At 62.8% G+C, this 13,003-nt stretch carries 7 protein-coding genes; 3 read left to right on the top strand and 4 right to left on the bottom strand.

Features of this window, described 5'->3' with window-relative positions; all coding sequences use genetic code 11:
- Positions 1 to 11: 11 nt before the first annotated feature.
- The 4 genes from KQH60_RS09030 to fixL form a co-directional block, all read right to left on the bottom strand.
- Complete coding sequence (locus tag KQH60_RS09030; RefSeq protein ID WP_237576152.1) at positions 12 to 2,108, bottom strand: M3 family metallopeptidase; 2,097 nt, start codon at positions 2,106 to 2,108, stop codon at positions 12 to 14.
- A 141-nt stretch (positions 2,109 to 2,249) separates the two neighbouring features.
- Entirely contained in the window at positions 2,250 to 3,101 is an 852-nt protein-coding gene (gene folD, locus KQH60_RS09025; RefSeq protein ID WP_237576151.1) for a bifunctional methylenetetrahydrofolate dehydrogenase/methenyltetrahydrofolate cyclohydrolase FolD, read from the bottom strand.
- Between the two features lie 153 nt (positions 3,102 to 3,254).
- Positions 3,255 to 3,878, bottom strand: coding sequence for an oxygen response regulator transcription factor FixJ (fixJ, locus tag KQH60_RS09020; protein WP_237576150.1), 624 nt, complete (start codon positions 3,876 to 3,878; stop codon positions 3,255 to 3,257).
- Positions 3,875 to 6,388, bottom strand: coding sequence for an oxygen sensor histidine kinase FixL (gene fixL, locus KQH60_RS09015; RefSeq protein WP_237576149.1), 2,514 nt, complete (start codon positions 6,386 to 6,388; stop codon positions 3,875 to 3,877). The genes fixJ and fixL overlap by 4 nt, the downstream gene beginning before the upstream one ends.
- A 293-nt stretch (positions 6,389 to 6,681) precedes the next feature.
- On the opposite strand from fixL, the gene aceE reads away from it, so the two are divergent.
- The 3 genes from aceE (at position 6,682) to lpdA (ending at position 13,001) form a co-directional block, all read left to right on the top strand.
- Entirely contained in the window at positions 6,682 to 9,381 is a 2,700-nt protein-coding gene (gene aceE, locus KQH60_RS09010) for a pyruvate dehydrogenase (acetyl-transferring), homodimeric type (protein ID WP_237576148.1), read from the top strand.
- Positions 9,382 to 9,472: 91 nt separating this feature from the next.
- Positions 9,473 to 11,125, top strand: coding sequence for a dihydrolipoyllysine-residue acetyltransferase (aceF, locus tag KQH60_RS09005; RefSeq protein ID WP_237576147.1), 1,653 nt, complete (start codon positions 9,473 to 9,475; stop codon positions 11,123 to 11,125).
- A gap of 43 nt (positions 11,126 to 11,168) precedes the next feature.
- Positions 11,169 to 13,001 (top strand): dihydrolipoyl dehydrogenase, encoded by a 1,833-nt coding sequence (lpdA, locus tag KQH60_RS09000; protein WP_237576146.1) that lies wholly within the window; start codon positions 11,169 to 11,171, stop codon positions 12,999 to 13,001.
- Positions 13,002 to 13,003 lie beyond the last annotated feature (2 nt).

Raw genomic sequence — 13,003 nt, 5'->3', positions numbered from 1 at the left:
CATCGTCTGCGTCATGCCGCATCGGCTTGCGTAGTCATGCCATTGTGCCGTAGCAGCGCATCGATACTCGGTTCGCGGCCGCGGAAAGCCTTGAACGACGCCATCGCAGAACGGCTGCCGCCGACCTCGAGTATTTGCGCGCGGTAGCGCGCTCCGGTGTTGCGATCGAGCACGCTACTGCCGGCGCTGGCCGCCTCCTCGAACGCGGCATAGGCGTCGGCCGACAGGACCTCGGCCCATTTGTAGCTGTAGTAGCCTGCCGCATAGCCGCCCGCAAACACGTGGCTAAACGTGTTGGGCCATCGCGAAAACGGTGCTTGTGCCACGACATGGCAGCGATCGTTGACCTGGCGGGCCAGTGCGTTGACGCTCAGCTCGCCGTCGGGATCATACGTCGTGTGCAGCAGCATGTCGAACTGCGAAAAGACGATTTGCCGCAGTGTCGCGAGCCCGCTTTGGAAGTTGCGTGCCGCAAGCATCTTGTCGAACAGCGCGCGCGGGAGCGGCTCGCCGGTGTCTACGTGCGATGTCATGCCGGTCAGCACCTCCCACTCCCAGCAGAAGTTCTCCATGAACTGCGACGGCAACTCGACCGCATCCCATTCGACACCATTGATGCCGGACACGCCCAGCTCGTCGATTCGCGTCAGCATATGGTGCAATCCATGGCCGAACTCGTGGAACAACGTGATGACTTCATCATGCGTGAAGCAGGCCGGCTTGCCACCGACCGGCGCCGAGAAGTTGCACGTCAGATAGGCGACCGGGGTTTGCAGCGTGCCGTCGGCGCGTCGGTGGCGTGAGCGCGCATCGTCCATCCACGCGCCGCCACGCTTGCCCTCGCGGGCATACAGATCCAGATAGAACTGGGCGAGCAACGTACCGTCATGGTTTTCGACGCGGAAAAACCGCACGTCCGGATGCCACGTTTCGGCCGCATCCGGTTTAATTAGTATGTCGAACAAGGCCTCGGTGACGCGAAACAGGCCCTGCAGCACGATGCCTTCCGGGAAATATTGCTTGACTTCGTTTTCGGAGAACGCATAGCACTTTTGCCGCAGCTTTTCGGACGCGTAGGTGACATCCCACGGTTCGAGCTGCGCAAGCCCAAGCTCGTCGGCCGCGAATGTCTGAAGCTGTGCCCAGTCTTTTTCCGCATACGTCCGCGCGCGTCGCGCCAGGTCATCGAGAAAGGCAATGACCTGCTCCGGCGAGTCGGCCATCTTCGGCTCGAGCGACACTTGCGCAAAATTTCGGTAGCCCAGCATCGATGCTTCTTCCGCGCGCAGCTTCAGTTGCTCGGTCATGTTCGCGGTGTTATCCCACTGTGGCTGGCCGCTGCCGTAGTCGGGCCCGAGTTCCGACGCGCGGGTCGCGTATGCGCGGTACATCGCTTCGCGCATTGGGCGGTGTTCCGCGTATTGCAGCACCGGAAAGTACGACGGGAAGTGCAGCGTGAATTTCCAGCCCGGCTTGCCGTCTTTTTCGGCTGCGTGGCGCGCCGCGTCGATCGCATCCGCGGGCAGGCCCGCCAGTTGTGCGTCGTCTGTCACGAAGTACGCGTACGCGTTTGTCGCGTCGAGCACATGGTCGGAGAACGCCTTGGACAGCGTGGCCTGCTGCTCCTGCAATTGCGCAAAGCGAGGTTTGCTGTGCTCTGGCAGTTCGGCGCCGGACAGACGGAAGTCGCGCAGCGCGTTGTCCAGGATCTTCTTGCGCGCGTCGCTCAACTGCGCATATGCGCTGCTGCTCGCAATCGCCTTGTATTTTTCGTACAGCGCAAGGTTCTGGCCGACATTGGACCAAAATTCGGTCACGCGCGGCAGGTTCTGTGCGTGTGCCGCACGCAGTGCTGGCGTGTCGGCAACGGCATTGAGATGGCCAATCACGCCCCATGCGCGCGACAGCGGCTCGGTGGCCGCTTCGACCGGCTCGACCACCGCTTCCCAGGTGGCCGGCGTTTGCGGCGCACTGGCCTGTCGTACCGCATCGTTCGCGGCTTCGAGCAGCACATCGAGCGCTGGGGTGACATGCTCGGGTTGGATCGATGCAAAGCGGGGCAGGTCTGCGAAATCGAGCAATGGATTGGGAGTAGCGGGTTGACCCATAATGTTCCTGTCTTATCCTGAAAGAGTAACAGCCCGGCGCGATGCACCGAGCTGCAGCGTCGCGCGCATCTTGTCACGATGATCTGGGGACGCGTGCGACAGTTTCCAGTCAATTATGCCCAATCCGGCACGACCGCGCTGTCAACCGGCCGCGCGTTCGGCCGCTTCGATTGTGTTGACCAGCAGCATGGTGATCGTCATCGGACCGACACCGCCGGGTACCGGCGTGATGTAGCCGGCCACCTCGCGAACGCCGGCGAAATCCACATCGCCGCACAGCTTGCCCTCGTCGTCGCGGTTCATGCCGACGTCGATGACGGTCGCACCGGGCTTGACCATGTCGGCCGTCACCAAATTGCGCTTGCCGGTTGCCGCGACGATGATGTCCGCGCTGCGCGTGTGCGCTGCCAGGTCCCGCGTCTTGCTGTTACAGATCGTCACGGTTGCACCGGCCTCGACCAGCAGCATCGCCATCGGCTTGCCGACAATGTTCGAGCGGCCGATCACCACCGCGTTGGCGCCCGCTAGCGGGATGCGCTCCGATTCGAACATTTTCACCACGCCGTATGGCGTGCAAGGGCGGAACAGCGGCTTGCCGGTCATCAACGCACCCGCGTTGGCGATATGAAAGCCATCGACGTCCTTTTCCGGTGCGATCGCCTCGATGACCTTGTGCGCGTCGATATGCGGCGGCAGCGGCAGTTGCACGAGGATCCCATGGATTTGTGGATCGCGGTTCAGCGCGTCGATGCGGGCGAGCAGGTCGGCTTCACTGAGTTCAGCCGGATAGCGGTCATAGACCGAATGCAAACCGTTGTCCTCGCATGCCTTGACCTTGTTGCGCACGTAGACTTGGCTGGCCGCGTTGTCGCCGACCAGCACCACGGCCAGGCCGGGCCGGTGACCGCGCGCGGCAAGCGCAGCGGCCCGTTGCGCCACTTCGGCGCGCAGCTGTTTGGAAAGGAGGGTGCCGTCGATGATTCTGGCTGTCATGGCAGGTGGTGGGTCGGATGATGGAAGCGCAAAGCGGTGGACGGCGCATGCTACACTGCGCTTGCATCGCAAGCGGCTGCACGCGGCCCGAAAGGACGCATTATACTGCCACGGGCGACGGCCTCGTTTGCGCCCCCGTGGCTTGACGCGCCGCTACGGCTTTTTTGACAGTGCCAGGCGCAGCAGGTCGGCCACCGTGTTCACGTTTAGCTTTTCCATGATGTTCGCGCGGTGCGCCTCGACCGTCTTGATCGAGATGCCGAGATCGTCGGCAATCTGCTTGTTCAGCCGCCCGGCGATGATGCGCCCAAGCACCTGGTGCTCGCGCGCGGTCAGCTTGGACAGGCGCTCGGCGGCCGCGCGCTGCTGCTGCGCGGTCGAGCTCTCGGCGCGGGCACGCTCGAGCATGCGCTCGACCAGCTTGCGCAACTCGGCTTCGTCGAACGGCTTTTCGATGAAATCCATCGCGCCTTTCTTCATTGTCGACACGGCCATTGGCACGTCGCCGTGGCCCGTGACGAAAATGATCGGCAGCATGGCATGCTCGGCAATGAGCCTTTCTTGCAGCTCGAGCCCGCTCATGCCGGACATGCGCACGTCCAGGATCAAGCAGCCGAGTTGCGACGGCTGGTAAGCATCGAGAAACTGTTCGGCGCTGGAGAAGCACTGGACCCGGTAGCCATTGGCCTCGAGCAGCCAGCGCAGCGAGTCGCGGACTGCTTCGTCATCGTCGACAACGAAGACGGTTTCCTGTTGTGTGGTGACTGGGCTGCTCATAGTTCTCCCGTAACAGTGTGTGGCGCGGCCGCTGCGGACCCAGGCTGCGTGGGTTCTTCGGTTTCGCCAAATGGCAACGTGAAATGAAAGGTACAGCCGGTCACGAGGCCGTCGGACTCGACATTGTTGACGACCCACAGACGCCCCCGGTGGGACTCGATGATCGAGCGGCAGATGTTCAGCCCCATGCCCATGCCGTCGGGCTTAGTGCTGTAGAACGGCTCGAACAGGCGCTCGGCGCTGGCCTCGTCCACGCCCGGTCCCTGGTCGACCACGCTGATGCGCACGCACTGGGCATCGTTGACAATGCACACCTGGACGCGGATCACTGGATCGATCGCGTTTGGGCGGGCATCGGCCATCGCCTCGGCGGCGTTTTTCAGCAGGTTCACGAGTACCTGCTCGATCAGTACCGGATCGACGTTGATGATTGGTAGCCGCGCGCGCCGGTCGGTGACGATGCGGATGTGCCGCTTGCGCGTCTCGATCTCGGCCAGGCCGACCGCGTCCGCGATGATGTCGTTGATCTTCGTGCGTTGACGCTTCGGTTCGCTGCGTTTGACAAATTCGCGGATGCGCTTGATGATCATGCCGGCGCGCACCGCCTGCTGCGACGTTTTCTCGAGCACCGGTAACAGGGTTTGCGGCGACGCGCGGCCAGACTTCACGAGCGCAACGGTGCCCGATGCGTAGTTGTTGATCGCCGCCAGCGGCTGGTTCAACTCGTGCGCCAGTGACGAGGCCATTTCACCCATCGTCATCAAGCGGCTGGTGAACTGTAGCTTCTCGTCCTGTTGCCGCGCCAGTTCCTGCGCTTGCTTGCGCTGCGTGATATCCGTGGCGATTTGCATCTGCGCGAGATGGCCGTCAACCCACTGGATATATTGCCGACGTACCTCGAACCACTTTTGGATGCTCTGCACGTAGATTTCGTACGCGTCCGACGTGCTTTCGGTCAGCGCGGCAGCCGGCAGGCCGGCGTAGGTGTCCACTAGGTCGATCGAGTCGTTCGATGCCTGGGTCGCCGTGTCGAAGCTGGAGCCTGCCAATTCCAGGTGTCCGTCCGGGCGGATACCGAACAGATGCCGGTAGTAACGGTTGGCGAACAGCAGTTCAGCCTGGTCCGCCGCCAGCACCGAGACTGCTGCGTCCAGCGACTCGAGTACCGTGGTGAAACGATCATGGGCGGCGGCCAACTCCTCGCGCGCGCGCTTGGGCTCGGTGATGTCGGTCATCGACGACATCCAGCCGGTTTGGCGCCCGGAGCTATCGATCAGCGGCGATATATACAGCCGCGCGTGAAAGATCGAGCCATCCTTGCGGCGCACCCGCAACTCGAATCCCGACGAGGGCGCTTTGCCGCGCAGCGTCATGTCAAGCTGCCGGTGCATCTCCGGATGGGCCTCGCGCGGCCAGTACGGGAACGGAGCGGTCTTGCCCACCAGGTCGCTTTCGTCCCAGCCGGTCATCCGGCAAAAGGCCGGGTTCACGTGCGTGATGCGCCCTTGCATGTCGAGCACGCGCATGCCGATCAGCACCGAGTTTTCCATCGCGCGTCGGAAGAACGCCTCCGCGTACAGCGCCTGTTGTGCCTCGAAGCGCTGCCGCGTGTGCTTCCATAAGCTCCACAGGCTCCATAACACGAAGCACGACAGGCCGGCCACCAGCCACACCAGCGTGTTGTTCGTGAAATTGGTCAGTTGCGGATACGAGTACACGCGCACCGCCAGGCCGTGGCCCGGCGGATCGAGTGGCAGGTCATAATACGCATCGCGCGGCAGCCGCGGGCGGGTGGACGTGGTGGACAGCTCGCGGTGGCCCGGATCGATGAACGAGATCTTGTATTTGGCGGACAGCTCGGCCGGAATGTCGTGCTTGAGCATGCCTTCGACCGAGAACACGGCGGCCACCGTGCCGAGGAACTCGCGCTCGCGAAAGATCGGCGTTTGCAGTGTCACGTAGCCGTTGCGCAAGTCGTCGTAGAGCAGCGCCGAATAGATTTGTCGGCGCGACGCACGTGCCTCGGTGAACGAAGCGCGGATCGCATCGTCCAACTGCGCATCGTTGAGCTTGGCCAGCCGCGAGCCGACGTGCAGCTCCGGGGCGCTGGCCCAGTGCGGCGTCTGCGAGCTGTCGAGCCAGTTCATGTAGAGGATTTCTGGATGGCTTTGCATCATGTCGCTGGCGGCCCGCTGGAAGGTCCGCGCGTCACCATGACCGGCAGCAATGCCGCGCGCGAGGGCCGCAATGTGTTCCTGCGCGCTCGTCATTGACAGACGGATCTGTTGCTGTGCCCACGCGACGTTGCGATATAGCGTATCTTCCTGCTGCTGTTGCTCGCGCCGGTTCAGGTTCCACAGAATCAGGCTCATGACGATCAGGAACACTACGATCGACACGAGCGGCGTGAGCAAGTAAGAGTTGGACCACCACGGGCCGTGGTGCCAGCGGTTGGACGGCGGCGTCGGCCCGGGCCGCGCTGCACGAGCGAGAAGCCGTTCAGTCAACATGGAAGAGATTGTAGCGCAGGGTTAAAAGCATAAAGCGAGCAGTTCGCGGCAATGCGGTGGTAGAACCCGGATAGATGCCGGATGTTCGGGTTGCACTGCAGCAATTTTTCATATGATGAGAAATCATCTCGTCATTTGAAAATTTTGTTGCGCAGGCTTAGACCGGGTCTTTACAATTCGGTGGCCACCCGGCCAGGATGCCGCTTCCGGCCGCACGATTCCGCAGGCGGAACCGCGCGCGGCGGCTGCTTAGCTTGTGCTGCATGTTCCCCATACAGGACTAGGAGACGCTCATGTCCGCCGTACCCGAGGAAGTGATGAAGTATGTCGCCGCCGAAACAGACAACGACCCGCAGGAAACCGCCGAATGGCTCGAGGCGTTGGATGGCGTGCTGTCGGCCGTGGGCCCCGAGCGCGCACATTATCTAATCGAGAAGCAGATCGAATTTGCGCGGGTCCATGGCGAGCATCTGCCGTTCTCCGCGAACACACCGTACATCAATACGATTCCCGTGTCCGCGCAGGCCAAGAGCCCCGGCGATCAGGACATCGAACACCGGATCCGCTCGTACACGCGCTGGAATGCGCTGGCGATGGTGCTGCGCGCCGGCAAGCACACGAACGTCGGTGGGCACATTGCATCGTTTGCGTCGGCCGCCACGCTCTATGACGTCGGGTACAACCATTTCTGGCACGCGCCGAGCGCCGAACATGGCGGCGACCTGGTGTTCGTGCAGGGCCACTCGTCGCCCGGCATTTATTCGCGCGCGTTCCTGTTAGGCCGACTAACTGAGGAGCAACTGGACAACTTCCGGCAGGAGGTCGGGGGCAAGGGCATCTCCTCGTATCCTCACCCGTGGCTGATGCCGGATTTCTGGCAGTTCCCGACGGTGTCGATGGGCCTGGGCCCGATCATGGCGATCTACCAGGCGCGTTTCATGCGCTACCTGGAGGCGCGCGGCATCGCGAAGAGCGCGGGGCGCAAGGTTTGGGCTTTCCTCGGCGACGGCGAGACCGACGAGCCGGAATCACTCGGCGCGATCGGCATGGCCGGGCGTGAGAAGCTGGACAATCTCGTGTTCGTGATCAACTGCAACCTGCAGCGGCTGGACGGGCCGGTGCGAGGCAACGGCAAGATCATCCAGGAGTTGGAGTCCGAATTCCGCGGCGCGGGCTGGAACGTCATCAAGGTGATCTGGGGCAGCCGCTGGGATTCGCTGTTCGCGCGCGACAAGACGGGCGCGCTGATGCGCCGGATGATGGAAGTGGTCGATGGCGAATACCAGACGTACAAGTCGGAGTCCGGTGCCTACGTGCGCGAGCATTTCTTCAACACGCCGGAACTCAAGGCGCTGGTGGCGGACTGGTCCGACGATGACATTTGGAATTTGAACCGAGGCGGCCACGACCCGCATAAGATCTACGCGGCATTTCACGCGGCGCAGCACAATGTCGGCCAGCCGACCGTGATCTTGGCAAAGACGATCAAGGGCTACGGGATGGGCGAGGCCGGGCAGGCGATGAACATTACCCACCAGCAGAAGAAAATGCAGGTGGAGCACCTGAAGAAGTTCCGCGATCGATTCCGGTTGCCCATCTCGGACGATGAGATCGCCGATGTGCCTTACCTGAAGTTTGAGGAGGGCTCAAAGGAGCTCGAGTACATGCGCCAGCACCGGCTGGCGCTTGGCGGTTATCTGCCGCAGCGACGGATGAAGGCCGATACGTCGCTGGACGTGCCGACGCTGTCCGCGTTCGAACCGGTGCTCAAGGGCACCGGCGAGGGACGCGAGATCTCCACGACGATGGCGTTCGTGCGGATTTTGAACATCCTGCTCAAGGACAAGGTGCTCGGCAAGCGAATCGTGCCGATCGTGCCGGACGAGTCGCGCACGTTCGGCATGGAGGGGTTATTCCGCCAAATCGGCATCTGGAACCAAGAGGGGCAGAAGTACGTGCCGGAAGATTCCGATCAGTTGATGTTCTACAAGGAATCGACGACCGGACAGATCCTGCAGGAAGGCATCAACGAGGCGGGCGGCATCTGCGACTGGATTGCGGCGGCGACATCGTACTCGACGCACAACGAGATCATGGTGCCGTTCTACATCTTCTACTCGATGTTTGGCTTCCAGCGCGTTGGCGACCTGGCCTGGGCCGCCGGCGACATGCGCTCGCGTGGCTTCCTGCTCGGCGGCACCGCGGGACGCACGACGCTCAATGGCGAAGGGTTGCAGCATGAGGATGGGCATTCGCTGTTGTGGGCGTCGTCGATCCCAAATTGCGTCAGCTACGATCCGACATTTGGCTACGAGCTTGCGGTGATTATCCAGGACGGCTTGCGCCGCATGGTGCAGGAGCAGCAGGACGTGTTCTATTACCTGACGGTAATGAACGAAAACTACGAGCATCCGGCGATGCCCGAGGGCGAGCATGTCGCACAGCACATCGTCAAAGGCATGTATTCATTGCGCAAGGCGGAGGCGGACCAGAACGCTGCGCGCGTGCAATTGCTCGGTGCCGGCACGATACTGAACGAAGTGATTGCCGCAGCCGAGTTGCTAAAGAATGATTGGGGCGTGGCCGCCGATCTTTGGAGCGTGCCGAGCTTCATCGAGTTGGCCCGCGAAGGGCAAGCGGTACAGCGCCAGAATCTGCTCAATCCCCTCGCCGAGCCCAAGCTGTCACACGTGCAGACCTTGCTGAAGGACACACAGGGGCCGGTGATCGCGGCGACCGACTATGTCCGCTCGCTGGCCGAGCAGATCCGCGCATTCGTGCCGCGTCGCTATGTGGTGCTGGGCACCGATGGTTTTGGTCGTTCCGATACGCGCGAGAAGCTGCGTCACTTTTTTGAGGTTGACCGCTATTGGGTCACGGTGGCCGCGCTGCACGCGTTGGCCGACGAAGGCACGATTGACCGCAAGCGGGTGGCGCAAGCGCTGCAGAAATACCAGCTCGATCCGGCCAAGCCGAACCCGGTGACTGTCTAACGCCATTTTTCCGCATCGCGCGAATGCGCTGCCCCGTGTGCGACAGCCGTGGTCGGCTGTCGCACACGTGTGGCTGATGGAGACAAAATCAATGAGTGAAGCGATCGAAGTGAAGGTGCCGGACATCGGCGACTACAAGGACGTGCCGGTGATCGAAGTGCTGGTCAAGCCGGGCGATGCCGTCGAGCCGGAGCAATCGCTGCTCACGCTCGAGTCGGACAAAGCAACGATGGACGTGCCGAGCCCGAGCGCCGGTGTTGTCAAGGAAGTGAAGGTCAAGCAGGGCGATACGGTCTCCGAAGGGTCGCTGATCGTGATCCTCGATCGCGCGAGCAGTGCGTCGGTGACTAACGGTCAAGGTACGGCGCCGGCCTCAGACCGGGCCGCAGCGCCTGCCGCGTCAAGTAGAGCCGGCGGCGGTGTCCATGAGGTTAAGGTCCCTGATATCGGTGACTACAAAGACGTGCCGGTGATCGAAGTGCACGTGAAGGTGGGCGATGTCGTCGAACCGGAGCAGTCGCTGGTCACGCTCGAGTCGGACAAGGCGACGATGGACGTGCCGAGCCCGGCCGCTGGCATGGTGAAGGCACTGAAAGTCAACGTCGGCGACATGGTGTCGGAAGGCACGCTGATCGTCGTGCTGGAGCGCGCCGATGGCGTGGCCTGCGAGCAGGCGCAGCCCGTGCCGGCCGCGCCACCGGCTACGGTGTCCACACCGCTCCAGCAGCCTTCGGGCTTGTCGGTTGTGCCAACGCCGGCGAGCGGCGCTGGCGAGCCGTCGGCGCTTGCGCAGGCGCCGGTGATCCCGATTGCCGGCGAACACCGTGCCAGTCATGCGAGCCCGTCGGTGCGCAAGTTCGCACGCGAGCTAGGTGTCGAGGTCGCGCGCGTGCTGGGCACGGGCCCGAAGGGCCGGATCACGCGCGAGGATGTGACCGCCTATGTGAAGGGCGTGATGACCGGACAGCGCGGCGTGTCTGCAGGCGCAACTGCCGCGTCGGGTGGCGCGGGACTGGATCTGCTGCCCTGGCCGAAGGTCGACTTTGCGAAGTTCGGCCCGGTGCAGGCCAAGCCGCTGTCCAGGATCAAGAAGATCTCTGGGGCGAACCTGCATCGCAACTGGGTCATGATCCCACACGTGACGAACAACGACGAAGCCGATATTACCGAGCTTGAGACGTTGCGCGTGCAACTGAACAAGGAAAACGAGAAGGCGGGCATCAAGGTGACCATGCTCGCGTTCGTGATCAAGGCGGTCGTCGCTGCGCTGAAAAAATTCCCGACCTTCAACACCAGTCTGGACGGCGACAACCTGGTGTTCAAACACTATTTCAACATTGGCTTTGCGGCCGATACGCCGAACGGGCTCGTCGTGCCGGTGCTCAAGGATGCGGACCACAAGGGTGTGTTCGACATCGCGAAGGAAGCCTCGGAACTGGCGAGGCTGGCGCGTGAGGGCAAGCTCAAGCCGGACCAGATGCAGGGCGGCTCGATGTCGATTTCTTCGCTTGGCGGCATCGGCGGCACGCATTTCACGCCGATCATCAATGCACCGGAAGTGGCGATTCTCGGTCTGTCCAAGAGCGCTTACAAGCCGGTCTGGGACGGCAAGCAGTTTGTCCCGCGGTTGATGCTGCCGCTGTCGCTGTCATATGACCATCGCGTGATTGACGGCGCAGAGGCTGCGCGCTTCAACGCATACCTGGGCCAGATTCTCGCGGATTTCCGCCGCGTGATGCTGTGACTCGACTATATCAACCCGTTGCGCAAACAAGAAGGGGACGTGGATGAGTCTCGTTGAAGTGAAAGTGCCCGACGTCGGCGATTTCAAGGACGTCAGCGTGATCGAGGTATTGATCCAGCCTGGCGATACGATCGACAAGGAGCAGTCGCTGTTGACGCTAGAGAGCGACAAGGCGTCGATGGAGGTGCCGAGCGACTACGCCGGCACCGTGAAGGAGGTCAAGGTCAAGGCCGGCGACAAGGTGTCCGAGGGCACCGTGATCGCGGTCGTGGAGGTGGCCGCCCGGGTCGAACGTGCTGACGGCGGTCGCGCCGCGGCGCAGTCGCCGACTGCGTCCACCCCGGCTCCTGCGTCGGCGCCGACATCGCCAGCTGCGTCAGGTGCGGGGCTGGCGAGCGCGTCGCTGCCGACGTCGGGAGAGCGGCCCGCATCCGGTGCGCCGGCGGTAGCCTATCGTGGCAACGCCGACATTGAATGCGACGTGTTGGTGCTCGGTGCCGGCCCGGGTGGGTACTCGGCCGCGTTTCGCGCCGCCGACCTCGGCCTGAAAACCGTGCTCGTCGAGCGCTATCCGACACTGGGCGGCGTTTGCCTGAACGTCGGGTGCATTCCGTCGAAGGCGTTGCTGCACACTGCCGCCATCGTTGACGAGGCGGCGGCGCTGGCAGCGCATGGGATCACGCTCGGCAAGCCGCAGATCGATTTGGTTAAGCTGCGTGAGTTCAAGCGCGGCGTGGTGCGTAAGCTGACGACCGGGCTCGCCGGCATGGCCAACGCGCGCAAGGTGCAGGTGGTGACCGGCGTCGGGGCGTTCACCGACCCTTATCATCTCGAGGTGCAGGCCGACGGCGGCAAGCAGATCGTGCGGTTCAAGCAGGCGATCATCGCGGCCGGCTCGCAAGCCGTGAAACTGCCGTTCCTGCCCGACGACGCACGCGTCATCGACTCCACTGGCGCGTTGGAGCTGCCGCAAATCCCGCAGCGGATGCTGGTGATCGGGGGCGGAATCATCGGGCTCGAGATGGCCACTGTGTATTCGACCCTCGGCGCGAGCATCGACGTGGTCGAGATGCTCGATGGCTTGATGCAGGGTGCGGACCGAGACCTCGTCAAAGTATGGGAGAAGTTCAACGCGAAGCGCTTCACAAACGTGATGCTGAAGACCAGGACCACGGCTGCCGAGGCTAAGCCGGACGGCATCTATGTGAGTTTCGAAGGCGAGCATGCGCCAGTGGGTCCGCAGCGCTACGACTTGGTGCTCGTCGCAGTCGGGCGCAGTCCGAACGGCAAGCGCATTGGCGCCGAGCGTGCTGGCGTTGCGGTGACCGAGCGCGGTTTCATCGACGTCGACAAGCAGATGCGTACCAACGTGCCACACATCTATGCGATCGGCGATATCGTGGGTCAGCCGATGCTCGCGCACAAGGCGGTCCACGAAGGGCACGTGGCTGCGCAGGCCGCCGCCGGCGAAAAATCCTATTTCGATGCGTTGCAGATTCCTTCGGTGGCATACACTGACCCCGAGGTCGCATGGGCCGGCAAGACAGAGGCGCAACTGAAGGCCGAAGGCGTTCAGTATGGCAAGACCGTGTTTCCGTGGGCTGCTTCCGGGCGTGCCATTGCGAACGGCCGCGACGAGGGCTTCACGAAGCTGCTGTTTGATGAGCAGACCCATCGCGTGATCGGCGGTGGTATCGTCGGGCTCAATGCGGGCGATCTGATCAGCGAAATTTGCCTGGCCGTAGAAATGGGCGCGGACGCGACAGATATCGGCAAGACGATTCATCCGCACCCGACGCTCGGTGAATCGGTTGGGATGGCCGCGGAGTTGTACGAGGGCATCTGCACCGATTTGCCGCCGCAGCGCAAGAAGTAACG

Source organism: Mycetohabitans sp. B8 (genome assembly GCF_021991875.1).
GTDB lineage: Bacteria > Pseudomonadota > Gammaproteobacteria > Burkholderiales > Burkholderiaceae > Mycetohabitans.
This window is presented reverse-complemented; position numbering and strand designations above follow the sequence as displayed.

What these genes read in the sequence shown, in the direction of transcription:
- KQH60_RS09030 (WP_237576152.1), bottom strand. Translation starts at nt 2,108, where the DNA reads ATGGGTCAACCCGCTACTCCCAATCCATTGCTCGATTTCGCAGACCTG.
- folD (WP_237576151.1), bottom strand. Translation starts at nt 3,101, where the DNA reads ATGACAGCCAGAATCATCGACGGCACCCTCCTTTCCAAACAGCTGCGC.
- fixJ (WP_237576150.1), bottom strand. Translation starts at nt 3,878, where the DNA reads ATGAGCAGCCCAGTCACCACACAACAGGAAACCGTCTTCGTTGTCGAC.
- fixL (WP_237576149.1), bottom strand. Translation starts at nt 6,388, where the DNA reads ATGTTGACTGAACGGCTTCTCGCTCGTGCAGCGCGGCCCGGGCCGACG.
- aceE (WP_237576148.1), top strand. Translation starts at nt 6,682, where the DNA reads ATGTCCGCCGTACCCGAGGAAGTGATGAAGTATGTCGCCGCCGAAACA.
- aceF (WP_237576147.1), top strand. Translation starts at nt 9,473, where the DNA reads ATGAGTGAAGCGATCGAAGTGAAGGTGCCGGACATCGGCGACTACAAG.
- lpdA (WP_237576146.1), top strand. Translation starts at nt 11,169, where the DNA reads ATGAGTCTCGTTGAAGTGAAAGTGCCCGACGTCGGCGATTTCAAGGAC.